This window comes from Nocardioides daedukensis (genome assembly GCF_013408415.1).
GTDB lineage: Bacteria > Actinomycetota > Actinomycetes > Propionibacteriales > Nocardioidaceae > Nocardioides > Nocardioides daedukensis.
This window is the reverse complement of the sequence record NZ_JACCAA010000001.1, coordinates 2943366-2966741: the sequence shown is the minus strand read 5'-3', so window position 1 is coordinate 2966741 and position 23376 is coordinate 2943366. Positions and strand designations below refer to the sequence as shown.

Here is a 23376-nt window from a genome sequence, read left to right as displayed (position 1 = left end):
ACGCGCGGGGTCGCCCCTGTCGTCGCTTGGCCTCGCCCGGCTCAGGAGACGGGTTGGGCCCTCGGCGCACCGAGCAGCTGCTCGACCACCGAGCGGCAACCACCACAACCGGTGGTGGCGCGGGTGGCGCCACGCACCTCGTCGAGCGACGCGCACGCTCGGATCCGGCCGGCACTGACGCCCGCACAGGCACAGACCTCGGCCTCGTCCGGCAGCTCGGCGGCCTGCTCGTCGCTGGCCCGTTCGGCCATCAGCAGCTCACCCGGCTCGTTCGCGCCGAGGATCGTGCGCCGATCGTGCAGCTGGGTGATCAGGCCGACCCGGGACAGGTCGCCGACCAGGGCGGCGGCGACAATGACGCCGCCCTGGACGACGAGCTTGCGGTGGGTGCCGGCGATCGGGTTCGTCACCTCGACCACCTCCCCATCGGTGCGCTCCGGCTCCCCGAGGACGGCAACCTCGAGGTCGGAGGCACGCAGGCGAGCCACGGAGCGTGACCCGTCATAGGTCTCCTCCGAGCCGGTCAACAGCTCGGCGAGCACGGCGGCCTGCTCCCATGCGGGCGGGACGAACCCGGTGGTCCTGCCACCGAACTCCGCACAGTCGCCGATGGCATGGATCCGCGGATCGGTGATCGAGGCGAGCGTCGAGTCCACGACGACACCACGCCGGCAGTAGAGACCCGCACCGCGGGCCAACGCCGTCGACGGCCGCCCGCCCGCGGTCAGCACGATCAGGTCGGCGTCCAGGGTGTAGCCGTTGTCGAGTCGCAGCCCGTCGTCGGTCAGCCGCACGGCTCGGGCGCCGGTGTAGACGGCGGTGCCGAGCTTCTTCAAGCCCCGCTTGAGGATCGAGCCTCCGCGTTCGTCGAGCTGGGTCGAGAGCAGGTGGTCGGTTCCCTCGACGATCTCGGTGTCCACGCCGCGCACGCTCAGCGCCCGGGCAACCTGGATGCCGAGCAGTCCTCCCCCGACCACGACCGCCCGGCGCGCGCTGGGCAGTGTCTCGAGGAGCCGATCGCAGTCGGCCAGGCTTCGGAACGCGTGCACCTTGGGGTGCAGCTGTCCGTCCATCTGCACCAGGCCACGGATCGGCGGCAGCGTCGGGATCGCGCCGGTCGCCAGCACCAGCTTGTCGAAGCAGATCACCGTCCCGTCCACCAGCATCACGTCCGAGCGCTCACGGTCGATGCCCAGCACGCGACTGCCCAGGCGCAGGTCCACGCCCACCGAGGCATGCCACCCGGCCGAACGCATCGTCAGCGCCTCACGCGTGTGCGTCCCCTCCAGGACCGCGGAGAGCAGGATCCGGTTGTACGCCGGCACCTCCTCGTCACCGAGAACGGTGATCTGGCCTTGGTAGCGGCGAGCGATGAGCCTTTCGACAAGCCTGGTCGCCGCCATCCCGTTCCCGATGATCACCAACCGTTCGGAGGTCGTCATACGAGCCCCCCGGGTGCTTGGGATGTGAATTCGCGACGGGTCGGCGGGGGTTGGGGCGTGAACTCACGACGGGTCGGCGGGGGTTGGGAGGTGAATTCGCGACGGGTGGACGCGGGTTGGACCTGCACGGCGCACGCCTTGAACTCGGGCATCCGCGACGCCGGGTCGAGCGCGTCGTTGGTGAGCAGGTTGGCGCCGACCCAGTGGAACGGTACGAAGACGGTGTCCGGGCGGATCGTGCTCACCACCCGCGCGGGAGCCACCATCGAGCCGCGCCGGGTGGTCAGCCGCAGCGGCTCCCCGTCGATCACGCCACACCGCCCGGCCAGCATCGGGTGCAGCTCCACGAACGGCCCGTCGTCGGGCAGGTCGCGGATCCGTCGGGTCTGCGCGCCGGACTGGTAGTGCGCGAGCACCCGCCCGGTGGTCAGCACCACCGGGAACTGCTCGTCCGGTTGCTCGACGGCCCCACGGTGCTCGACCACATGGAACCTGGCCCGACCGTCGTCGTGGAAGAAGGAGTCGGCGAACATCCGCTCGGTGCCGGGGTGATCGAGTGTCGGGCACGGCCAGAACACACCGTTCTCCGCACGGATCCGGTCGTAGGTGATCCCGGCATAGTCGGCCTTGCCACCGGACGAGGCGCGCCCCAGCTCGGCGAAGATCTCCTCGGGGTCGGTGGAGAAGTCCACCGGCGCCGCGAGCCGGGTCGCCAGCTCGCCCAGGATGTCCAGGTCGCTGCGCACGCCCTCGGGCGGGCTGATCGCGCGTTGCCGCAGGATCACTCGCCCCTCCAGGTTGGTCATCGTCCCGGTCTCCTCGGACCACTGGGTGATCGGCAGTACGACGTCCGCGCGTGCGGCGGTCTCGGACAGCACGATGTCGGCGACGACCAGCAGGTCGAGGGAATCGATCCGCTCGGAGACGAACCGCGCATTGGGCGCGGAGACGATGATGTTGGAGGCGAAGACCAGCAGCGCCTTGATGCCGTCGGGTTCACCGAGTGACGCCAGCAGCTCATAGGCCGATTTCCCCTTGCCAGGAAGGGCATCCGGCTCGACGCCCCACACCGCGGCGACGTGGGCGCGCGCCGCAGGGTCGTCGATCATCCGATAGCCGGGCAGCTGGTCGGCCTTCTGCCCGTGCTCGCGTCCGCCCTGTCCGTTGCCCTGTCCGGTCAGGCAGCCGTAGCCGCCGTACGCCTTGCCGCACTGGCCGAGCGCCAGGGCGAGGTTGATCCAGCCCAGGACGGTGTCGGATCCCGACGCGTGCTGCTCGGCGCCGCGCGCGGTCAGGATGATCACTCGCTCGGCGCCGCCGACCAGGGCGGCCAGGTCGCGGAGCTCCGAGGCGGCCACACCGCTGACCCGTTCGCCGCGCTCGGGCCACCAGGTCGCCACGGACTCGCGGACCACCTCGAACCCCGTCGTACGGTCGCGGACGTAGTCCGAATCCACGTCCCCGTTGGCGATCACTTGGTGCAGCACCGACTGCGCGACGGCCAGGTCGGTGCCGGGGACCGGCTGGATGTGGACGTCGGCGAGCTCGGCAGTGGGGGTACGCCGTGGGTCGACCACGACGACCTTCCCACCGCGCTCGCGCAACGCGGCCAGGTGCCGTGCGGCCGGCGGCATCGTCTCGGCCAGGTTGGAGCCGACCAGGACCAGTACGTCGGTCTGCTCGATGTCGGCCAGCGGGAACGGCAGGCCGCGGTCGACGCCGAACGCCCTGGTCCCGGCGGACGCGGCGGACGACATGCACCAGCGGCCGTTGTAGTCGATCTGGCTGGTGCCCAACGCCACCCGGGCGAACTTCCCGAGCTGGTAGGCCTTCTCGTTGGTCAGTCCCCCGCCACCGAAGACGCCGATCGAGTCCGCGCCCTCTGCGGCGCGCAGGGCGACCAGGCGGGAGCCGATGAAGTCCAGCGCCTGCTCCCACGACACCGGCTCGAGCTCGCCGGAGACGCTCGAGCGCAGCAGCGGTGAGGTCAGTCGTTCGCGGTGTCCACGCAGTCCGGTCGAGGTCCAGCCCTTGCGGCACATGGCTCCGGCGTTGACCGGGAACTCCGCCCACTCGCTCACCTCGAGGGGGCCACGCCCGCGGGGGCCGGTTCCGCTCAGCTGCATGCCGCACTGCAGCGAGCAGTAGGGGCAGTGGGTCTGGTTCACTGGTCGGGTCGCTGGTTGGGTCACGGGCTCAGATCCCCGCACCGGCAAGGCTCGGCACCCGACCGGCCAGGAACGAACGCCGGGTGTAGAAGAACCAGGTCACGGTCAGGCAGACACCGTAGAAGCAGGTGAACACGAGGAACGCGCCCTTGACCGCGGCCACCGGGTCCTCGACCCAGGGGGCACCGAAGGTCATCGGGATCAGGAAGCCGCCGATCGCGCCGATCGATCCGGCGATGCCGATCACCGCCGAGGACTGCTTGGTCGCACCCGAGACCGCGGCGAGGCGCTCCGGGCTGCCCGCGGCCGTCGAGTCCACCGCCCGCTTGCTCCAGATCAGCGGGATCATTCGGTACGTCGACCCGTTCCCGATGCCGGTGGCAGCGAAGACGAAGAGGAAGAAGCCGAGGAACCACGGGAACCAGGACTGGTTCTGCTGCGCGATCGCCGCCGATGCGGTCGGGTTCGGGGTCAGCTGGGAGAGCGTCCACAGGACGGCCAGGGTGCCGACGATCATCGCGACGAACGTCCAGAAGGTGACCCGCGCGCCGCCGTACTTGTCGGCCAGCCAGCCACCGAACGGCCGGGCCACGGAGCCGACCAGGGCACCGAGGAATGCGTAGTGGGCGAAGTTGATCCCGGCGCCGGCGCCGTCAGCGGTGGGCACCCAGAAGTTGAGCTTGATCAGCAGCGGCATCGCCGCGGAGTAGCCGATGAACGAGCCGAAGGTGCCGATGTAGAGGAACGACATCACCCACGTGTGCTTGTGCCTGAGCACGGCGAGCTGCTCGCGGGGACGCGACCGGGCCATCGACAGGTTGTTCATGAACTTCCAGGCACAGACCGCGCCGAGCAGGGCGAGGGCCGCATAGAGATAGCCCACCCGCTCCAGCGCGATGCCGCTCCCGGAGGCCTTGATCAGGCCGAACGCGCCCGCGCCGCCGACGATGATCGGCAGGAAGAACTGGATGATCGCGACGCCGAGGTTGCCGCCGGCCGCGTTGAGCCCGAGCGCCGTGCCCTTCTTCCGTGCGGGATAGAAGAAGTTGATGTTGGCCATCGACGAGGCGAAGTTGCCGCCGCCGAGGCCTGCGGTGGCCGCGATCAGGAGGAAGACCCAGTAGGGCGTCCCGGGTCGCTGCACGAAGACCGCGAAGAGCAGTGTCGGGACCAGCAGCATCGAGGCACTCACCACGGTCCAGTTGCGGCCACCGAACTTCGGCACCGCGAAGGTGTAGGGCAACCGGATCAGCGAGCCGACCAGGTTGGGCACCGCGATCAGGATGAACAGCTGGGAGGTGCTGAAGTCGAAGCCCACCTTGACCAGGAGGGCGGCGCTCACGCTCCAGAGCAGCCAGACGGAGAAGCCGAGGTGCTCGGAGAAGATCGACCAGACCAGGTTGCGCCTGGCAACCCGGTTGCCGCCGCTCTCCCAGAACGACTCGTCCTCCGGGCGCCAGTCGTCGATGGTGACTCCGCCGGGAGTGAATCCCCCTCGGCCCGGCAGCTCGCCGCCCGGGGTGGCCGCGGATGCGTCGTACGTCGTCTCGGTGCTCACGGGTGGACTCCTCGATCTGTGGGAACACCTCAGACCGTAGGTAGCGCAGATTTCATGAATCGCCTGGTTTGTTACACGCAGATGTCAACATGTCCTCACCGCCTCACGGCGCGCTCGCACCGCGAAATGCAGGAGCCCCCGCCGGGCGTACCGGCGGGGGCTTCCTGATCGTTGCGTCGAGTGCGACCTCAGCTGGCGAGGACCTCATCGAGGATGGCTTCCGCCTTGTCCTCGTTGGTCTTCTCGGCCAGTGCCAGCTCGGAGACGAGGATCTGGCGAGCCTTCGCCAGCATCCGCTTCTCACCGGCAGAGAGGCCACGGTCACGCTCACGGCGCCACAGGTCGCGGACGACCTCGGCCACCTTCATCACATCACCCGAGTGCAGCTTCTCAAGGTTCGCCTTGTAGCGACGCGACCAGTTCGTCGGCTCCTCGACGTGCGCGGCACGGAGGACGTCGAACACGCGGTCGAGTCCCTCCTTGTCCACGACGTCGCGAACCCCGACCAGGTCGAGGTTGCAGGCAGGGACTCGAACAACGAGGTCCTGCTGTGCGACGATGCGGAGAACCAGGTATTCCCTGTCTTCTCCCTTGATGGTGCGCGTCTCGATGTCCTCGATGACCGCTGCTCCGTGATTTGGGTAAACAACCGTTTCGCCGACGGTAAATGTCATGTGCCAAGTACCCCTTCCTAGGTGACCAGTCTAACACGGCCAGCGGAGTGCTCTTTCCACGTTTGCGCAGGTCAGGTGGCAAATGCAGGCTTGACAGAACCTTGACGCTTGTGGTGGGCAACGGTTCTCAGCGCTCCGTGGGGCCCGGTGCGCGTTCGTCCGGACTCGGAGAAGTCGGCATGGAATGACCACATCGGTGCCCTGTCTGGTCAATACTTCCGCCTATGCCTGCGAAGAAGTACAAGCCCGTTCGTCAGGTGCGCGGTGACAACCCGCGCCTGCTCGACGACGCCCCGTTCGACATCGGTCGATCCCTGCCCATCGCATTGTGGCGCGCGGCTCACCTGCGCCACGGCGTCCTGGTCACGCTGGCCCTGGCCGTGGGCGCTGCGCTGGCAGGTCGCAGCGGACGCGAGATCGCACTCGTCGCGGTCACAGTGCTGGTCGGACAGGTCCTGCTCGGGTGGCACAACGACCTGGTCGACGCCAAGCGCGACCGGCTGCACGGACGCACGAACAAGCCCGTGGCCGAGGGTTATCTGGACAGGAGCACCCTCACCTTTGCCATCGCCTGCGGCGTCCTACTGGTGATCCCGCTGTCCATCGCCAACGGTCTCGCCGCCGGCATCGCCCATCTCGCCATCCTCGCGGTCGCGATGATCACCAACGCGGGCTTGCTGCGACGTACCCGCTTCTCGTTCGTGCCCTGGGCCCTGACCTTCGGCGCCTTCCCCACCTTCCTGTCGTGGGGCGGCTGGGGCCGCGACGACGCCGGCGACCCGCCCACGGTGGCGATCACCATCACCGCCGCCCTGATCGGCATCGGCGTGCACCTGATCCGTTCCCTGCCGGGCCTGGTCGACGACAACAAGGACGGCAGCTCCAGCCTCCCGCTCAAGATCGCGCTCAAGACCGGAGCGCCCAAGCTGATGCTGATCTCGATCGTCTGGTTGGTCGTGAGTGGGGCTCTGCTCATCGTGGCAGCCCTCACCTCCGGGCTCGCCCGTTGAACGATATGGTGTGATCCGCATGCCGCGGTCCGGTCAGAGACGGTCCGCCGACGACAACGAAGGCTCACAGATGCTGCTTCGCACCCGAATCGCCCGCGCCACCGCCATCGGCGCGCTCGTGCTCGCTGCCCCGGCACTCTCCTCCTGCAGCTTTGCGACGGACAAGGTCTACACGCCTGCCCCCGGCGCGAACGACCGCAGCGAGCGGGTCGACGTACTCAACGCTGTCATCGTGGCGACCAAGGACGGCTCCGGCACCCTGGTCACCAGCCTGGTGAACAACGACTCGGTTGCGGTCGGCGAGAAGGCCGGCAGCGCGGACAAGAAGCTGACCGAGGTCTCCGGTGACGTGACCGCCGAGCTCAGTGAGCCGATCCTGGTGCGCGCCGGTGACTACACCCGCATCGCCACCCTCGAGGAGAAGCCGCTCCCCGAGCGCGAGGGCCGCGACGTCGCCGGCATCAAGGTCACCGGCGACTTCAAGGCCGGCGACTTCGTCAAGGTCACCTTCACCTTCGACGAGGGCGACCCGGTCACCCTCGACGTACCGGTCGTCAACAACAACGGCCACTGGGCCGGCCAGGACGGCGAGAAGCTGACCCCGACCGACAACCACGCCACCGACCCGGGCGTCGCCAAGGACGAGGACGGCGGACACAGCGACGCCGAGGGCGAAGAGTCGCACTGATGGCGTACACGCTGATCCTGCTCCGCCACGGCGAGAGCGAGTGGAACGCGAAGAACCTGTTCACCGGCTGGGTGGACGTGGCCCTCACCGAGAAGGGCCGCGGCGAAGCCGTACGCGGCGGTGAGCAGCTCAAGGCTGCCGGCCTGCTGCCCGACGTCGTGCACACCTCGCTGCAGCGCCGCGCGATCAACACCGCCGCGATGGCCCTCGACGCCGCCGACCGGCACTGGATCCCGGTGAAGCGCTCCTGGCGCCTCAACGAGCGTCACTACGGCGCACTGCAGGGCAAGGACAAGAAGCAGACCCTGGCCGAGTTCGGCGAGGAGCAGTTCATGACCTGGCGCCGCTCCTTCGACACTCCGCCGCCGCCACTGGACGACTCCTCGGAGTTCTCCCAGGCCGACGACCCGCGCTACGCCGACCTCGGCGACGAGCGCCCGCGCACCGAGTGCCTCAAGGACGTCATCGCGCGCCTGCTCCCCTACTGGGACGCCGACATCACGCCCGACCTGCGTGCGGGCAAGACCGTGCTGGTCGCCGCCCACGGCAACAGCCTCCGCGCGATCGTGAAGCACCTGGACGGCATCAGCGACGAGGACATCGCCGGGCTCAACATTCCCACCGGGATGCCCCTGGTCTACCGCCTCGACGACCACCTGAAGCCGACCGTGCGCGGTGGCGAGTACCTCGACCCCGAGGCCGCCGCAGCCGCTGCTGCCGCTGTTGCCAACCAGGGTCGCTGAGGCTTCAGCTCCGGGCCAACTGATGGGTTGGGCGCCTCGTCGCGCGCAACTGATGCGTTGGGCGCTCGGTCCCGCGCTAACTGATGGGTTCGGTCGCCCGCGTCGAGTAACTGATGCCTTGGGCGCCCCAGACGGCCGATTTCGACGACCAACCCATCAGTTGGTCGGCTCCGCGCGCCGACAGCGCCTCGAACCCCTTGGCGCCCGTCTAACTGATGCCTTGGGACCCAGCCCCGCACAAACTGATGGGTTCGGTCGCTCGCCTCGCGTAACTGATGCCTTGGGCGCTCCAAAGAGCCGATTTCGACGACCAACCCATCAGTTAGGCGCCGCCTTCGCGACCCCCACCGACCAACCCATCAGTTGGGCACCCAAGGCCCTCAGAGCGTCTCGGACTCCCTGACCCGTATGCCGGCCTCGGGCGAGAGCACGGCGTCGAGCAGCACCGCAGCGACCCGATCCACGTGCACGGGCCGATAGCGCGCGGGCACCAGCGGACCGATCACCGCGCTGGCCTCCACCAGCCGGTCACCGAGCCCGTTCTTCCGGGTCCGTTCACCGCCGACGAGTCCCGAGGGCCGCACGACGGTCACGGACTCGAAGCCCACACGGCGTACCGACTCCTCCACCTCGCCCTTGAGCCGCAGGTAGAACGTGCGCGAAGCCGGGTTGGCGCCCAGCGAGGAGACCAGCGCACAGGTCGTCGCGCCAGCTTCTCGGGCCAGCTCCGCGACCCGCACCACGATGTCGTGGTCGATCCGGCGATAGGCCTCACGGGTCTCGGCGTCGCGGCGCGTGGTGCCGAGTGCACACACCACCGCGTCGACCGGCGGGACCGTGTCCAGCGTGTCGAAGTCGACCACCCGAGCATCGAGCTTGGGGTGCTCGGGCAGCGGGCGACGACCCAGCGCGAACACCCGGTCCACGCGCTCGTCCGCGAGGGCAGCGGCCAATGTGCGGGAACCGACCGCGCCGGTCGCGCCGATGATCAGTAGTGAGGTCACGTCTGCAGGGTAGGCCCGCGACCCACGAACGGGATGCGGCAGGCTCGGTCGGCTGTTAGGTTCGACCCCTCGGGGAGATGGACCAGGGCACGGAATGGGAGAAAACGTGTCCAGCACTCTCGCGCCCCGCGCCGCCCCCTTCGCCCGTGCCCTGCGCGACGCGGTCGAGGCCAGCGGACTGGGCCTGGAGAACATCGCTGCTCGACTCCGCGAGCGCGACGTCGAGGTCAGCATCGCCACCCTGAGCTATTGGCAGAGCGGCAACCGCGTGCCCGGGCGCAAGAGCTCGCAGGTCGTCGTCGCCCACCTCGAGAGCGTGCTCGGCCTGCCGCCGCGCAGCCTGCGGGTGCTCGTGCCCGCACCCCGACCACGCGGGCCGATCCGCGAGGAGAGCGGCGCGCTGGTGCCGCTGTTCGCCGAGCGCGAGGCCGTCCGCCGGATCGCCGAGCGGGTGCAGCAACCGAGCTCGGGCCGGTTCCTCAACCGGATCAGCCAGCACGACGTGGTCCGCCTCGACGCGGCGCACCGGATCGAGTCGGTGCGCACCCGCACCGTCGCCCGAGCGGACGCGGACGGACTGACCACCCTGGGTGTGACCCAGTTCTTCGAGGACCGCACCGCCGGTACGCCGCAGCTCACCGTCCACTCCGGCGCCGAGATCGTCGAGCGCCACATGGATGCAGGACACCGGGTGCTGGGCACCTCGCTGCGCTTCGCCCGGCCGCTCGACCGCGGCGACACCGTGGTGCTGGACTACGAGATGACCTCGAACGGCCCGGGGCCCCGGGACACGTCGTACGACGCCAGCTGTGCCCGGCCGATCCGCGAATATGTCGTGGAGGTCCACTTCCCGACCTCGCACCTGCCCGTCTGGGTCGAAGCCTACGGCCGGCCGAACCTCGGGCACGGCGAGCAGTGGCGACACCGGATCTCGGTCGACAACCTGGGCCACGCACACAGCGTGGTGCTGGACTGCGCGCCCGGAACGACCGGCATCGCGTGGTCCCATGCCACGCCGGTCGTCAAAAGTTAACGACGCCCAATCCCTTGAATCCACGGGGCCTCTGACCGGATCGTCGTGGACGTTGGTGCCGCCGGGCACCGACCCGGTGCTCCTGGCACCGTTCTCGGGAAAGAAGGATCAATGAGTCAGAACCCATTGTCGCGCCGCCGCCGCATCCTGGTGGCCACGACCACGATCGCACTACTCGGACTGGCGCAGACCGCGCACGCCGACGATCACGGAGACGACGTCAAGCCTCCCCAACGGGACTCGCAGTCGAGCAATCAGGCCAAGACCCGCAACTCGGCCAAGCAGATCAGCCCCGCCGAGCGCAGGCAGCTGGTCTCCGAGGCGAAGTCGAAGCAGTCCGCGACCGCCAAGCAACTCAAGCTGCCCTCCGCGCAGGGCTTGGTCGCCAAGGACGTCCAGGTCGACGGCGGCGGTGCCCAGCACACCCGCTACGACCGCACCTACAAGGGCCTGCGGGTCCTCGGCGGTGACGTCCTGGTGCACACCGACGACAAGGGCGCGGTTGCCGACGTACAGCACGCCTCACGCAAGGACGTGCGGGTCGCGAGCACCAAGGCCCGGATCAGCAAGAAGACGGCCGAACTCGCCGGGGCCCGTGCGGCCGACTACCCGGTGCGGTCGAAGAAGGCCGAGCTCATCGTGTTCGCCGGCAAGGACGGCGACGTCCTGGCCTGGGACACCGTGGTCAAGGGCATCCGCAAGGATCAGACCCCCAGCCGCATGCACGTGATCGTGGACGCCACCACCGGCAAGGCCCTGGCCCAGTGGGACGAGATCCACAACGCCAGCGGTGAGGGCATCTTCGTCGGCACCGTCCAGATCGACACCAAGGCCGTCTCCGGTGGCTACGAGATGACCGACACCGTGCGCGGCAACGGGACCACCATCGACATGAACAACGCACAGTCCGGCGGCTCGGTGATGACCGACTCCGACAACGCCTGGGGCGACGGCACGATGGGCGACCCGCACTCCGCCGGCGTCGACGCGCACTACGGCGCCGCGCAGACCTGGGACTACTTCCTGGACCGGCACGACCGGCACGGCATCTTCGACGACGGCCAGGGCGTGCCGTCGCGGGTGCACTACGGCAACAACTACGTCAACGCCTTCTGGGACGGTCAGCAGATGACCTACGGCGACGGGGAGAACAACCAGAACCCGCTCACCGAGCTCGACGTCGCGGGCCACGAGATGAGCCACGGTGTCACCGAGGCCACCGCCGGACTCGTCTACTACGGCGATGCCGGTGGTCTCAACGAGTCGACCAGCGACATCTTCGGCACCTCGGTCGAGTTCAACGCCGGCAACGCCGACGACGTCGGCGACTACCTGGTCGGCGAGGAGATCGACATCAACGGCAACGGCACGCCGCTGCGCTACATGGACAAGCCGTCGCGCGACGGTTCCAGCTATGACTGCTGGACCTCCTCGATGGGCAGCGCCGATCCGCACTACACCTCGGGCCCGGGCAACCACTTCTTCTATCTCGCCTCCGAGGGTTCGGGCGCCAAAACGATCAACGGTGTCGACTACAACAGCCCGACCTGCGACAGCTCCACCGTCGAGGGCATCGGGCGAGCGAGCGTCGAGCAGATCTGGTACCGCGCGCTGTCGACGTACATGACGTCCACGACCACCTATCCCGAGGCCCGTGACGCCACGGTCCGCGCGGCGGTCGACCTCTATGGCGCCGAGAGCGCCGAGTGCGCCGGCATCGAGTCGGCCTGGGACGGCGTCGCGGTTCCGCAGAACGACTTCACCTGCACCAACAGCGGCGGCACCGACCCCGAGGAGCCGCCCACCGGCGCCTGCGAGGATCTCTCCTCCACGGAGAGCGGAAGGTTGGCACGCAGCGGGTCCTACGGCTATGAGCCGGGCAGCCAGGGCTACTACACCAGCAGCGCCTCGGGCACCCACGCCGCCTGCATCGACGGTCCCGCCGGCACCGACTTCGACCTCTATCTGGAGAAGTGGAACGGCACCGCGTGGACCAGGGTGGCCGCGTCGACCTCGTCCGGGTCACACGAGGAGATCAGGTATGACGGCAGCTCAGGGTCCTATTCCTACGTGGTGCAGTCCTACTCCGGATCGGGCAGCTACACGATGCGGTTCAGCAAGCCCTGACCCGTCGCGTTGAGCTGAGCACGTCGGTACGCCGGCCCGCACCCGCGGGTCGGCGTACTGCTGTGTCTGAGCGCTCTCAGCGCTCGGCCTCACCGGTGACCACGAAGACCACCCGGCGGGCGACCGAGACGGCGTGGTCGGCGATCCGCTCGTAGTAACGGCCGAGCAGCGCCAGGTCCACTGCGGCCTCGATGCTGTGGGTCCACTCCTGGGCGAACAGCTGGCGGAAGGTCTCGCGGCGCAGCGCATCCATCTCCTCGTCGTCGCCGACCAGGTCGCGGGCGGCCTCGACATCGCGGGTGGCGATCACCTCGGCGACCTTCCCGCTCATCGCCTCGGCGATCTCGGCCATCTTCTTGATCGTCGGCTCGGCCTGTTCCGGCACCGCACGCTGCGGCACCCGCAGCCGGGCGATCTTGGCGACGTGCACCGAGAGGTCGCCCATCCGCTCAAGCTCGGCGACCATCCGCAGCGCAGCGACAATCGTGCGCAGGTCACCGGCCACCGGTTGCTGGAGGCTGAGCAGCTCGAAGGCCTTCTCCTCGACGTGCTCCCGGGCCTGATCGATCTCCACATCGGCACTGATCACGGACTCCGCGGTCTCGACGTCCCCGGTCAGCAGGGACTCGGTGGCCCCGGACACGGCGATACGGACCTTGCCGGCGATCGCGGCGAGGTCGGCGAACACGGACTCCAACTCATCAACAAAGGCTTCACGCATGTGCTCGAGCCTAGGTCGCACTCAAGTACCCGGTCCACGGCTGGAGTGAACGCGACGTGAACAGTCGGTGCTCACATGTCCGTGGGAGAACGATGAGGCGAAGTCTGCGTACGATCAGCCCGTGACGACATCGCAGACGATCCTGTTTGCGCTTCTCGCGGGCCTGCTGGTCGCCGGCGTCCTGTTGGCCTTCCTGGTGAGCGAGCGAGAGCAGAAGCGGGTGCCGGAGACCGAGGAGCCCGCGGTCCCCACCGGCGTGGCCACCGTCCTGTCGGTCCTGCGTTCCAGCGGTGTGGTCGTCGACGACGATGACATGGTGCTCAAGGCCTCGGCACCGGCGTACGCCCTGGGTCTGGTCCAGGGCAACACCCTGGTCGACGCAGAGCTCATCGAGATGGTGCACGGCGTACGCCGTGACGGGCAGATCCGCGAGGTCGAGCTCGAGATCCAGCGACTCCCGGGGACCCCGGCTAGGCACGTCTCCGTCCGCGTCGCACCCCTTGGCGTAAGGCTGATCCTGATCCTGGTCGAGGACCGCACCCGGGAGAAGCGGGTCGAGGCGGTCCGCCGCGACTTCGTCGCCAACGTCAGCCACGAGCTCAAGACCCCGATCGGCGCGATCCGTCTGCTCTCCGAGGCGGTCCAGGCTGCATCGGACGACCCCGAGGCGGTGGAGAGGTTCGCCGGACGGATGCTGCTCGAGAGCGAGCGGCTCACCGTCCTGGTGCAGCAGATCATCGAGCTCTCCAGGCTCCAGACCGACGACCCCCTCGACGAGCCGGTCACGGTGCCGATCGGCCCGCTGGTCGCGGCTGCGCTGGACACCGTGAAGATCGACGCCCAGGCGCGCCACATCGAGGTCACGGCCTCCGGCGACGCGGACCTCGATGCTCACGGAAGCTCCAAGCAGCTCTTGATCGCGATCACCAACCTGGTCGCCAACGCGGTGAGCTACTCGCCCGACAGATCTCGCGTCGCGGTCACCACCCGAGCCAACGAGGACACCATCGAGATCGCGGTGACCGACCAAGGCATCGGCATCCCTCCCGAGGAGATCGACCGGATCTTCGAGAGGTTCTATCGGGTTGATCCAGCCCGGCACCGGTCCACCGGTGGCACCGGCCTCGGCCTGTCCATCGTCAAGCACGTCGCGGCCACCCACGGTGGAGACATCCGCGTATGGTCCGTCGAAGGGCAGGGTTCGACATTCACCCTGGTCCTTCCCAGGAAGAAGGAGACACATCCGTGACCCGGGTACTCGTCGTTGAGGACGAAGAGAGTTACAGCGACGCCTTGGCGTACATGCTGCGCAAGGAGGGCTTCGAGGTCGCCATCGCCAACAACGGCAACGACGCCCTCACCGAGTTCGACCGGTCCGGGGCGGACATCGTGCTGCTCGACCTGATGCTTCCCGGCATCCCGGGGACCGAGGTGTGCCGACAGATCCGGCAGACCTCGAGCGTCCCGGTGATCATGGTCAGCGCGAAGGACGACGAGGTCGACAAGGTGGTCGGGCTCGAGCTCGGCGCCGACGACTACGTCACCAAGCCGTACTCCCCCCGTGAGCTGGTCGCCCGGATCAGGGCCGTCCTGCGCCGCGGGACCGAGCCGGACCTGGCTCCGGCGACGCTGGAAGCAGGACCGGTCCGGATGGACGTCGAGCGGCACGTCGTGACCGTCGACGGCCACGAACAGCGGCTGCCGCTCAAGGAGTTCGAACTCCTCGAGATGTTCCTGCGCAACCCCGGGCGGGTGCTCACCCGCGGCCAGCTGATCGACCGGGTCTGGGGCTCTGACTACGTCGGCGACACCAAGACCCTCGACGTACACGTGAAGCGCTTGCGCGCCAAGCTGGAGCCGGACCCGGGCGAGCCGAAGTTCCTGGTCACCGTCCGCGGCCTGGGCTACAAGCTCGACCTGTGAGGGACGTGCGGCCGGTCGGTGCTTGCGCGCAACGCAACAACTGACGGTTCGCGGCGCACAACAACTGACGGCTCGACGCACCACAAGTGCAGGTTCGGCGCGCAACAACTGCAGGTTCGCGGATGGCTGGATACCGCGCTCGGCTGTCCGAAAACCGCTGGGCACGGGCGTACGTCGTTCCCTAGGGTCGGTGGGTGACGACAACGACGGCGGAACCCACCGCCCTGACCCGCACCTGGCTCCCCGTCGCCGCAGGAGCCTTTACGCTCGTCTGCTGGGCCTCGGCCTTCGTGGCGATCCGCCACCTCGGGCACGAAGTGACCCCCGGCGCCCTGACCATCGCCCGGTTGGGCATCGCCTCGATCGTGCTCGGCCTGATCGTGGCCCGCCGACCCCGGATCTGGCCGAACCGGCGCGAGTGGCCGCTGCTCGTGCTGTGCGGGGTGATGTGGTTCGGGATCTACAACCTGGCGCTCAACGAGGCCGAGCGACGCATCGACGCCGGCACCGCGGCGATGCTCATCCAGATCGGCCCGGTGCTCACCCTGTTCCTCGCCTCGATCTTCCTCGGCGAGCGGCTCACCCGCTGGGTGCTGATCGGCATCGCGATCGGCTTCTCCGGCGTCGCGATCATCGGCCTGGCCTCGAGCAACTCGGGATCTCAGGACGTGCTCGGCGTCGCGTTGACCGTCCTGGCCGCGATCACCTATGCGATCGGGGTGGTCTCGCAGAAGCCGCTGACCCGGCGCCTGCACCCGTTCACGATCACCTTCCTGGCCTGCGTGATCGGGCTGCTCACCGCGACCCCGTTCACCGGCGAGTTCATCGACCTGGTCCAGCACGGCAGCGGCTCGTCGTGGCTGTGGCTGGTCTATCTCGGGGTCTTCCCGACGGCGATGGCGTTCAGCACCTGGGCCTATGCGCTCAGCCACATGGACGCGGGCAAGCTGTCGATCACGACCTTCCTGGTGCCGGTGCTGGCCATCCTGCTCTCCGCGTTCTTCCTCTCCGAGACCCCGCCCGGGCTGGCGTACGTCGGGGGCGCACTGTGCGTGGTCGGCGTCCTGATCTCGCGACGCAAGGTCGCCTCGCCAGAGGTGATCGAGGAGGTTCCGGCGCGCTGAACAGGGTCGCGCCGGGCCGCGGTCGGGCCACCGGACCGGCCCTGATGAGCACCGGAAAGCAGTTCTTCCCAACAGCCCCGCAAGTCACTCCAGTCACTTAGAATGCTGCGCATGGCCACCTCGCTCGTCCCCGGTTCCGACGTCTCGCTCCGCACTCGCCTCAGCCGCGGCCTGGCCGCAGGCTGCGCGCTCGCGGTGGGGCTCGTCGTACTCGCACCGACGACGCCTGCGAGCGCTGCGACGGCCAAGCCCCGGATCACGCACCTGACCTCGGTGGCCGACTTCAACGCCGGCACCAAGCAGGGCGTCAGCGTCGGCAGCGACGGCAGCATCCGCATCGCCAGCACGCCGCGCGGCACCACGTCCTACCGCGACCCCTACGGCAACGGCACCTCGAAGCGATTCGACTACGGTCGCTGGATCTCCCCGTGGGTGAGCACCGGGATGGATGCCAAGAACATGATCCTGTCCTGGAACGCGAAGACCTCGGGCTCGACCCTGCTCCGCTTCCACGTGCGCACCAAGTCGGGCTGGCGGACCAGCTCTTGGGACGAGATCGCGGCCTGGGGCGCCTCGACCTCCTCGACCCACCGGCACTCGGGTTCGGCGCAGAGCGACGACCTGAACACGCTGCTCACCGACACCCTGACCGCCAACGACGGCCACGCGATCAACAGGTGGCAGGTCCAGGTCACCCTCTATCGCGCGGCAGGCACCAGCGTCACCCCGACCGTGACCGCGCTGAGCGGCGTGGCCTCGCCCTATGCCAAGCGCTACCCGACCTCGGCCAGCCGGACCACGATGACCCAGACCGTCGAGCTCAAGGTGCCCCGCCACTCCCAGATGATCCACCGGGGCCACGAGCCGCAGTGGGGCGGCGGCGGCGAAGCCTGGTGCTCGCCGACCTCGACCTCGATGGTGCTGCGCTACTGGAAGGCCGGCCCGACCTCGGGTGCCTATGCCTGGAGCGGCGAGACCGACGGTCACGTGGACCACGCGGCCCGCTACACCTATGACCACACCTACCGCGGCAACGGCAACTGGCCGTTCAACACCGCGTATGCCGCGCACTACAACGTGCCCGGGTTCGTCACCCGGCTGTGGAGCCTGACCGACGTCGAGAAGTTCATCAAGGCCGGGATCCCGGTGGTCGTCTCGGTCGCGTTCAAGAAGGGCCAGCTCACCGGCGCCCCGATCTCCTCGACCAACGGTCACCTGATGGTGATCACCGGCATCTCCGCCGGCGGTCGGGTGATCGCCAACGACCCCGCTGCCCCCTCGAACTGGAGCGTGCGCCGGGTCTATGACCGCCGACAGTTCGAGAAGGTCTGGCTCAACGGCTCCGGCGGTATCGCCTATGTCATCGCGCCCGAGTCGAAGGCGCTCCCGGCCTCGACCGGTCGCTGGTGACCACACCCCGACCCGGCACTTGTTGACGCCAACTCCCGTCGACCCGGCACTTGTTGACGCCCCACCGGTGTCAACAAGTGCCGACTCGGCGTCAGAACGTGTCAACAACTGACGGCTCGGCGAGAAAACGCACAAACTGACGGGTCGGGGTGGCAACAACTGACGGGTCGGCGCTGCACTGACTGACCTGCTCGGGTCAGGACTCCTCGTCGGCCTCGAGCCAACCCCGGAACGCCTCGAGGTTCTTGGTCGACTCACCCCGCGAGATACGCCACTCCCACTCCTTGCGGATCGAGGTCGCGAAGCCGAGCTCGAGGATCGTGTTGAACGACTCGTCGGCCGTGGTCAGCACCGTGCCGAGCAGCTGGTCGAGGTGGGCGACGGCACTGAACGGCAGCCGCGCGTCGAGATAGATGTCGCCGTGCCGATCCACCGCGAAGGCGACCCCGAAGAGCCGCAGGTTCTTCTCCAGCAGCCAGCGGAAGACCCCCTCGTGGTTCTCGTCGGGGTTGCGGCACACGAACGCGTGGATGCCCAGGGCGTGCTCACCGACGTCGACGCGGACCGGCGTCTGCAACTTCTTCTCCCCCGGCAACGCGAAGGAGAACATCCCGGCCTCGGTCTCCTCGAACTCGATCTCGTTCTCGTTCAGCCAGGTCCGGATCGTCTCCCGGTGCTGGGCGTTCGCTTCAGCGTGCTGCGACATCCTGGTCCTTCCTCATCATGAAAGCGGCCTGCCGGTAGACGTCCAGGGTGCGGTCCGCCGTCCGGTCCCAGGAGAAGTTGTGGGCCTGTTCGAGCGCGCCGGCGGCAAGATGCTCGCGCAGCTGCGGGTCGCGGATGATCTTGCGCAGGGAGATCGCCCAGTCGGTCGGGTCGTGGCCCTCGACCAGGAGGCCGGAGTGCCCGTCGCGCACGACCGTCGGGAGGCCACCGACCGCGGCAGCCACCACCGGGGTGCCGGTGGCCTGGGCCTCCACCGCGACCAGGCCGAACGACTCGTTGTACGACGGCACCGCGACCAACGTGGCCGCGGCACACCAGTCCGCCAGCAGCGACTGCGCCACCGGCGGCACGAAGCGGACGACGTCGTCGAGGCCGAGCTCGTGAGCCAGGTCGGCCAGGGACTCGGGGTGCTCCAGCCCGGACCCGGACGGCCCACCGACGATGGGGACCACGAGGTTGTGCCGCAGCTCGGGGTCCTCGGCGAGGAGTACGGCGACCGCGCGCAGCAGCACGTCGGGTGCCTTCAGCGGCTGCAGCCGTCCCGCGAAGAGCAGGACGTGCGCGTCCTCGCGCAGCCCGAGCCGGCCCCGTGCTCCCGGACGCGGGGTGAATACGTCGAGGTCCACACCCGGATGCACCACCTCGACGCGGCTGGGCTCGGCACCATAGAGGTCGATCAGCTGGGTGGCCTCGAGCGAGGTGTTGGCGATCAGCATGTCGGCAGCCTCGACGACCTGCTCCTCGCCCAGCACGCGCGCGGCCGGCTCGGGGGTGTCCCCGGCGGCCAGCGCTGCGTTCTTCACCTTGGCCATCGTGTGCATGGAGTGGACCAGGGGAACGCCCCAGCGGTCACGGGCCAGCGCACCGACCTGTCCCGAGAGCCAGTAGTGCGAGTGCACCGCGTCGTAGTGGCCCGGCAGGTGACCGGCCTCGGCACGCATCACCTCACGGGCGAAGACGCACAGCTGGGCCGGGAGCTCGGCCTTGGAGAGTCCTTCGAACGGACCGGCGTGGACGTGGCGGACCAGGACCCGGTCACCGACCTCGACCAGCTGCGGCAGGCTCGAGGAGGTCGCCCGGGTGAAGATGTCGACGTCGATCCCGCGCCGTGCCAGCCGCTTGGCCAGCTCGATCACATAGACGTTCATCCCGCCGGCATCACCGGTGCCGGGCTGGTCCAGCGGGGAGGTGTGCAGACTGATCATCGCGATCCTGCTCATTGCCACCTCCTCGAGTGCTCGTCGGTGGAACAAACCGGCGTCGGAGCCCCGATTATTCCCCCGGCGCCCAGCGCCGTCGGCACAGGTGTCGGCTCAGCTCGAGTGGGCGCCGCGGGGACGGGCCTCACGGTCGTGCTCGGCCACGATCCTGCCGACGCCGACCAGACCCACCGCGATGGCCACCACTCCCACGCCCAGGTCGGCCAGCTCGTGGTCGATCGCATCCCGCAGGGTCACCCACACCGCGGCCACCAGTGCCACCACCCCGACCGCGACGACGGCTTGGAGCCACTTGGGCGCGGTGGGCACCAGCTCGAGCGCCAGGCCCAGTCCGGCGATGGCCAGGAACGCGGCAGCGACCCAGGACAGGACGTCGCCCGACGAGGAGCCGACCAGGTGCCGAACCACGAGGCACACTCCGCCCAGGACTCCAGCGGTGTAAGCGGTGGCGCGCAACGGATCGACCTCATTCTCGTGACGGGACTGATCCTCCAGTCTGCCGGTCATCCGGGTCCGGCACAATCGAGTCCATGACCACCGCCTCGCAGCGCACTGCCGTCGTCACCGGAGCATCCAGCGGAATCGGGGCCGCCACCGCGCGCGCCCTGGCAGCACAGGGATTCCGCGTCATCTGTGCCGCCCGTCGGGCCGAGCGCCTCCAGGAGCTGGCCACCGAGATCGGCGGCGTCGCGGTGACCTGCGACGTGACCGACCCAGACTCCGTCGCTCAGCTCGCGGCCGCGGCGGGCGACGTCGTACATGTCGTGGTCAACAACGCCGGCGGCGCCTACGGGGTGGACCCGGTCGAGACCGCGGACGCGGCCCAGTGGAAGCAGATGTATGACGTGAACGTGGTGGGCATCCTGCACACCACCCAGGCCCTGCTCCCGGCCCTGCGTGCCAGCCAGGACGGCCTGATCGTGAACGTCGGCTCGACCGCGGGACGCACGCCCTATGAGACCGGCGCCGGCTATGTCGCCGCCAAGCACGGCACCAAGGTGGTCACCCAGACCCTGCGCCTCGAGCTGGTCGGCGAACCGATCCGGATCAGTGAGGTCGCGCCCGGGATGGTGCACACCCCGGAGTTCTCCCTGGTCCGCTTCGACGGCGACCAGGACAAGGCCGACGCGGTCTATGCCGGCGTCCCCGACCCGCTCGTCGCCGAGGACGTGGCCGATGCGATCGCCTGGATCGCGACCCGTCCGGCGCACGTGAACATCGACGAGCTGGTGATCAAGCCGCGCGCGCAGGCCGCGCAGCACAAGGTCCACCGGGTCACCTGAGTCGACGCGCCACGCCACCTAGTGAACACGAGTGGCAAGAAATCCAGACTCGGGAGAGACTTCGGCTGTGCAGACGATCGGACTCATCGGTGGCATGAGCTGGGAAAGCAGTGCCGCCTACTACCAGCAGCTCAATCAGGGTGCCGAGAAGCGACTCGGTGGCTACTCCTCCGCGAAGACGGTGATGGCGTCGGTGAACTTCGCCGAGGTCACCGAGCTCGGCCAGCGCGAGGACTGGGACGGCGTCGCCGACATCCTGGCCGAGGCCGCTCGCGGCGTGGAGAAGGCCGGTGCCGACTTCCTGATGCTCTGCACGACCACGTTCCACCGGGTCGCCGAGCAGGTCGAGGCCGCCGTCGACATCCCGCTGCTCCACCTGGCCGACGTGATCGCCGGCGAGGCCAAGGCCAACCGGGTCGAGAAGCTCGCCCTGATCGGCACCAAGTTCGCGATGTCGCGCACCTTCTTCACCGAGCGGATCGCCTCGCACGGCATCGAGGTGATCGTGCCGGACGCCGAGAAGCACGACCGGATCAACTCGGTGATCTATGACGAGCTGGTCCACGGGCGCGTGCTCGACCCGTCGCGGCGCCGGATGGTCGAGCTCATCGACGGGCTCTGGGACCGGGGCGCGCAGGGCGTCATCCTGGGCTGCACCGAGCTGGAGCTGCTCGTCGAGCAGGCCGATGTCGAGGTCCCGCTCTTCCCGTGCACCACGTTGCACGTGAACGCCGCGCTCGACCGCGCTCTCGGCTGACCGCTCGAATCAGGGCGCGAGGTCGAAGCCGGGGACATACTCCTCGAGCAACGACCGGAACGGCACCGTCGCCTCGAGCTGGCAGAGCACGCCGAAGCCGCCGAGCCAGACCCGGTGGATCAGCATGTATTCCGGCGGGAGGTTCAGCTTGAACGCCCGCGAGACGTTCTCCTGCGTGGGCGTGGCCACCCGGACGGTCTGGCTGCGCAGCCATTCGCGGCTGAAGGTGAACAGTTCCGTGCGTCCGGCGTCGAGGAACGCGCCGAGGTAGTCCTGCAGGTCCTCGGGCGCGAACTCCACCTTCGCCAGCAGGAAGCCCTGTTCGCGCAGGCCGGCAACCACGGCCTCCCAGTCGTCGTGCATCGCACTGGAGAGCAGCTCGCCCAGCGGACGCGGGAAGCCGTCGGGCAGCCGCGCCACGGCGCCGTAGTCCACGACGCCGAGCCGGCCGTCGGCCAGGATCCGGAAGTTGCCCGGGTGCGGATCGGCGTGCAGGAGACCGGTGCGGGTCGGTCCCGCCACCAGGAACCGGGCGTAGAGCCGGCCGAAGTGGTCGCGCTGCTCGGGCGTTCCTTCCTTGATCACCTGCGCCAGGGAGGACTCGCTCTCCATCCACGAGGTGACCAGCACCCGCGGCGAGTTGCCGAGCACCCTGGGTACGACGAAGTCCTCATCGTCCGCGAACTCGGCGGCGAAGACCATCTGGTTCGAGGCCTCGAGGGTGTAGTCGAGCTCCTCCTCCATCCGGGCCTCGACCTCGGCGAGCAGAGGCTTGATGTCGATGCCGGGCGCGAGCACCGTGAACATCCGCGCCATCCGGCCGAGCTGCTTGATGTCGGAGTGCAACGCCTTGGCGGCGCCGGGATATTGCACCTTCACCGCCACCTCGGTGCCGTCCGACCAGACGGCACGGTGCACCTGTCCGATCGAGGCGGAGGCCACCGGCGTGGTGTCGAAGGAGGTGAACATCGAACGCCAGTCCGACCCGAGGTCCTCGGTGAGCACCTGCTCGAGCATTCGCTGCGACATCGGCGGAGCGGAGTCCTGGAGCTTGGTCAACGCATCGCGGTAGGGACCGATCAGCTCGTCCGGCAGCGCGGACTCGAAGATGCTCATCGCCTGGCCGAACTTCATCGCGCCGCCCTTGAGCTCGCCGAGGACGGAGAAGATCTGGTCGGCGGTGCGCTGCTGCACCTCGGTCATCACCGCTGCGGCGGGGCGTCCCACCAGGCGCTTGCCGACTCCCAGCGTGGTCCGGCCGGCATAGGCGGCCGGCAGGGTCGCGAGCCGCACGGTCCGCCCGAGTGCGGACTTGCGCATCCTTCGATCTGCGGCCTCGTCGCTCATGAGGCCGAGGTTAGCCGCCGCACCCTCATTGCGGCCGGTGGTTGTCCGTGTTGCCGGGAGTGCTTCAGGCCTCGACGCCGTGCTCGAGCACCAGGGTGGCCAGTCGCTGCAGGTCCGAGGTGAGCTGGTGCTCGGCGCAGACCATGGTGTGCTCACCCACGCTGAAGGCATAGGTGAACATGTCGGGGTGGCGGCGACCGGGTGGGATCGGGTCGAAGGAGAGCCGCTCGACGAGGGACTGGACCTCGGCAACGACGTCGTCGTCGTACGCCGCGGAGGGGTCCAAACTGACCTGCCGGGTCACCGGGCGACCGATGAAGCCGCCGGTACGTCGTACCTCCACGTGCTCGCTCATCCACCCAGTGTGTCGCACCCGGCAACGGTTTCAGTTTCAGTGCAGCCACGCCGCACCCGTAGG

22 protein-coding genes are annotated in these 23376 nt (G+C 68.8%); 11 read left to right on the top strand and 11 right to left on the bottom strand.

What is annotated here, in order from left to right; translation table 11 throughout:
• Window positions 1-41: 41 nt before the first annotated feature.
• The 4 genes from BJ980_RS14565 to BJ980_RS14550 form a co-directional block, all read right to left on the bottom strand.
• Window positions 42-1442 carry an FAD-dependent oxidoreductase gene (locus tag BJ980_RS14565; protein WP_179502959.1) on the bottom strand — a complete coding sequence of 467 codons (1401 nt, stop codon included), beginning with the start codon at window positions 1440-1442 and terminating at the stop codon, window positions 42-44.
• A complete protein-coding gene (locus tag BJ980_RS14560; RefSeq protein WP_343047818.1) occupies window positions 1439-3634 on the bottom strand; it encodes a molybdopterin oxidoreductase family protein in 2196 nt (731 codons plus the stop codon). Before BJ980_RS14560 ends, BJ980_RS14565 begins: the two co-directional genes overlap by 4 nt.
• A gap of 4 nt (window positions 3635-3638) precedes the next feature.
• Window positions 3639-5168, bottom strand: coding sequence for an MFS transporter (locus tag BJ980_RS14555; RefSeq protein WP_343047817.1), 1530 nt, complete (start codon window positions 5166-5168; stop codon window positions 3639-3641).
• A gap of 188 nt (window positions 5169-5356) precedes the next feature.
• Window positions 5357-5842 carry a CarD family transcriptional regulator gene (locus tag BJ980_RS14550; RefSeq protein ID WP_179502958.1) on the bottom strand — a complete coding sequence of 162 codons (486 nt, stop codon included), beginning with the start codon at window positions 5840-5842 and terminating at the stop codon, window positions 5357-5359.
• Window positions 5843-6066: 224 nt separating this feature from the next.
• On the opposite strand from BJ980_RS14550, the gene BJ980_RS14545 reads away from it, so the two are divergent.
• From BJ980_RS14545 to BJ980_RS14535, 3 genes are all read left to right on the top strand, one after another.
• Complete coding sequence (locus tag BJ980_RS14545; protein WP_179502957.1) at window positions 6067-6852, top strand: UbiA family prenyltransferase; 786 nt, start codon at window positions 6067-6069, stop codon at window positions 6850-6852.
• A 70-nt stretch (window positions 6853-6922) separates the two neighbouring features.
• Entirely contained in the window at window positions 6923-7540 is a 618-nt protein-coding gene (locus tag BJ980_RS14540; RefSeq protein WP_179502956.1) for a copper chaperone PCu(A)C, read from the top strand.
• Window positions 7540-8283, top strand: coding sequence for a phosphoglyceromutase (locus BJ980_RS14535; protein WP_179502955.1), 744 nt, complete (start codon window positions 7540-7542; stop codon window positions 8281-8283). The genes BJ980_RS14540 and BJ980_RS14535 overlap by 1 nt, the downstream gene beginning before the upstream one ends.
• A 380-nt stretch (window positions 8284-8663) precedes the next feature.
• On the opposite strand, the gene BJ980_RS14530 is transcribed toward BJ980_RS14535, so the two are convergent.
• Entirely contained in the window at window positions 8664-9287 is a 624-nt protein-coding gene (locus tag BJ980_RS14530; protein WP_218855527.1) for an NAD(P)H-binding protein, read from the bottom strand.
• Between the two features lie 106 nt (window positions 9288-9393).
• On the opposite strand from BJ980_RS14530, the gene BJ980_RS14525 reads away from it, so the two are divergent.
• Window positions 9394-10320: a hypothetical protein gene (locus BJ980_RS14525; protein WP_179502953.1), complete on the top strand. Its 927-nt coding sequence runs from the start codon at window positions 9394-9396 to the stop codon at window positions 10318-10320.
• A gap of 111 nt (window positions 10321-10431) precedes the next feature.
• Complete coding sequence (locus tag BJ980_RS14520; protein WP_179502952.1) at window positions 10432-12447, top strand: M4 family metallopeptidase; 2016 nt, start codon at window positions 10432-10434, stop codon at window positions 12445-12447.
• A 76-nt stretch (window positions 12448-12523) separates the two neighbouring features.
• On the opposite strand, the gene phoU is transcribed toward BJ980_RS14520, so the two are convergent.
• Complete coding sequence (gene phoU / locus BJ980_RS14515; protein ID WP_179502951.1) at window positions 12524-13168, bottom strand: phosphate signaling complex protein PhoU; 645 nt, start codon at window positions 13166-13168, stop codon at window positions 12524-12526.
• A 121-nt stretch (window positions 13169-13289) separates the two neighbouring features.
• Between phoU and BJ980_RS14510 the strand changes: the two genes are divergently transcribed.
• The 4 genes from BJ980_RS14510 (at window position 13290) to BJ980_RS14495 (ending at window position 17625) form a co-directional block, all read left to right on the top strand.
• Window positions 13290-14417: an ATP-binding protein gene (locus BJ980_RS14510; protein ID WP_179502950.1), complete on the top strand. Its 1128-nt coding sequence runs from the start codon at window positions 13290-13292 to the stop codon at window positions 14415-14417.
• Window positions 14414-15091 (top strand): response regulator, encoded by a 678-nt coding sequence (locus BJ980_RS14505; RefSeq protein WP_179502949.1) that lies wholly within the window; start codon window positions 14414-14416, stop codon window positions 15089-15091. Before BJ980_RS14510 ends, BJ980_RS14505 begins: the two co-directional genes overlap by 4 nt.
• 194 nt (window positions 15092-15285) lie before the next feature.
• Entirely contained in the window at window positions 15286-16215 is a 930-nt protein-coding gene (locus BJ980_RS14500) for an EamA family transporter (protein ID WP_179502948.1), read from the top strand.
• A gap of 111 nt (window positions 16216-16326) precedes the next feature.
• Window positions 16327-17625, top strand: coding sequence for a peptidase C39 family protein (locus BJ980_RS14495; protein WP_179502947.1), 1299 nt, complete (start codon window positions 16327-16329; stop codon window positions 17623-17625).
• A 196-nt stretch (window positions 17626-17821) separates the two neighbouring features.
• On the opposite strand, the gene BJ980_RS14490 is transcribed toward BJ980_RS14495, so the two are convergent.
• The 3 genes from BJ980_RS14490 to BJ980_RS14480 all read right to left on the bottom strand — a co-directional run bounded on the left by BJ980_RS14490 (window position 17822) and on the right by BJ980_RS14480 (window position 20027).
• The gene (locus tag BJ980_RS14490) at window positions 17822-18331 is read right to left on the bottom strand and encodes a type III secretion system chaperone family protein (RefSeq protein ID WP_179502946.1); all 510 of its coding nucleotides are present in this window, start codon (window positions 18329-18331) and stop codon (window positions 17822-17824) included.
• A complete protein-coding gene (gene mshA, locus BJ980_RS14485) occupies window positions 18315-19571 on the bottom strand; it encodes a D-inositol-3-phosphate glycosyltransferase (protein WP_179502945.1) in 1257 nt (418 codons plus the stop codon). Before mshA ends, BJ980_RS14490 begins: the two co-directional genes overlap by 17 nt.
• Window positions 19572-19664: 93 nt before the next feature.
• Window positions 19665-20027 (bottom strand): hypothetical protein, encoded by a 363-nt coding sequence (locus BJ980_RS14480; protein WP_179502944.1) that lies wholly within the window; start codon window positions 20025-20027, stop codon window positions 19665-19667.
• Between the two features lie 74 nt (window positions 20028-20101).
• Between BJ980_RS14480 and BJ980_RS14475 the strand changes: the two genes are divergently transcribed.
• Window positions 20102-20854, top strand: a complete 753-nt coding sequence (locus tag BJ980_RS14475) for an SDR family NAD(P)-dependent oxidoreductase (RefSeq protein ID WP_179502943.1) — start codon at window positions 20102-20104, stop codon at window positions 20852-20854.
• 31 nt (window positions 20855-20885) lie between these two features.
• On the top strand, window positions 20886-21611 hold the full coding sequence (locus BJ980_RS14470; RefSeq protein WP_343047816.1) for an aspartate/glutamate racemase family protein: 726 nt from the start codon (window positions 20886-20888) through the stop codon (window positions 21609-21611).
• Window positions 21612-21620: 9 nt separating this feature from the next.
• Here BJ980_RS14470 and BJ980_RS14465 read toward each other — a convergent pair whose 3' ends face one another.
• Both BJ980_RS14465 and BJ980_RS14460 read right to left on the bottom strand, forming a co-directional pair.
• Window positions 21621-22958: an ABC1 kinase family protein gene (locus tag BJ980_RS14465; protein ID WP_218855525.1), complete on the bottom strand. Its 1338-nt coding sequence runs from the start codon at window positions 22956-22958 to the stop codon at window positions 21621-21623.
• A gap of 64 nt (window positions 22959-23022) precedes the next feature.
• Window positions 23023-23313 (bottom strand): protealysin inhibitor emfourin, encoded by a 291-nt coding sequence (locus tag BJ980_RS14460; protein WP_179502941.1) that lies wholly within the window; start codon window positions 23311-23313, stop codon window positions 23023-23025.
• Window positions 23314-23376: the final 63 nt, after the last annotated feature.

Bases quoted from the DNA above. Each gene is read 5' to 3' on its own strand.
- mshA (WP_179502945.1), bottom strand. From the start codon at position 19,571: ATGAGCAGGATCGCGATGATCAGTCTGCACACCTCCCCGCTGGACCAG.
- BJ980_RS14495 (WP_179502947.1), top strand. From the start codon at position 16,327: ATGGCCACCTCGCTCGTCCCCGGTTCCGACGTCTCGCTCCGCACTCGC.
- BJ980_RS14490 (WP_179502946.1), bottom strand. From the start codon at position 18,331: ATGTCGCAGCACGCTGAAGCGAACGCCCAGCACCGGGAGACGATCCGG.
- BJ980_RS14545 (WP_179502957.1), top strand. From the start codon at position 6,067: ATGCCTGCGAAGAAGTACAAGCCCGTTCGTCAGGTGCGCGGTGACAAC.
- BJ980_RS14520 (WP_179502952.1), top strand. From the start codon at position 10,432: ATGAGTCAGAACCCATTGTCGCGCCGCCGCCGCATCCTGGTGGCCACG.
- BJ980_RS14550 (WP_179502958.1), bottom strand. From the start codon at position 5,842: ATGACATTTACCGTCGGCGAAACGGTTGTTTACCCAAATCACGGAGCA.
- BJ980_RS14565 (WP_179502959.1), bottom strand. From the start codon at position 1,442: ATGACGACCTCCGAACGGTTGGTGATCATCGGGAACGGGATGGCGGCG.
- BJ980_RS14475 (WP_179502943.1), top strand. From the start codon at position 20,102: ATGACCACCGCCTCGCAGCGCACTGCCGTCGTCACCGGAGCATCCAGC.
- BJ980_RS14465 (WP_218855525.1), bottom strand. From the start codon at position 22,958: ATGAGCGACGAGGCCGCAGATCGAAGGATGCGCAAGTCCGCACTCGGG.
- BJ980_RS14540 (WP_179502956.1), top strand. From the start codon at position 6,923: ATGCTGCTTCGCACCCGAATCGCCCGCGCCACCGCCATCGGCGCGCTC.
- BJ980_RS14460 (WP_179502941.1), bottom strand. From the start codon at position 23,313: ATGAGCGAGCACGTGGAGGTACGACGTACCGGCGGCTTCATCGGTCGC.
- BJ980_RS14535 (WP_179502955.1), top strand. From the start codon at position 7,540: ATGGCGTACACGCTGATCCTGCTCCGCCACGGCGAGAGCGAGTGGAAC.
- phoU (WP_179502951.1), bottom strand. From the start codon at position 13,168: ATGCGTGAAGCCTTTGTTGATGAGTTGGAGTCCGTGTTCGCCGACCTC.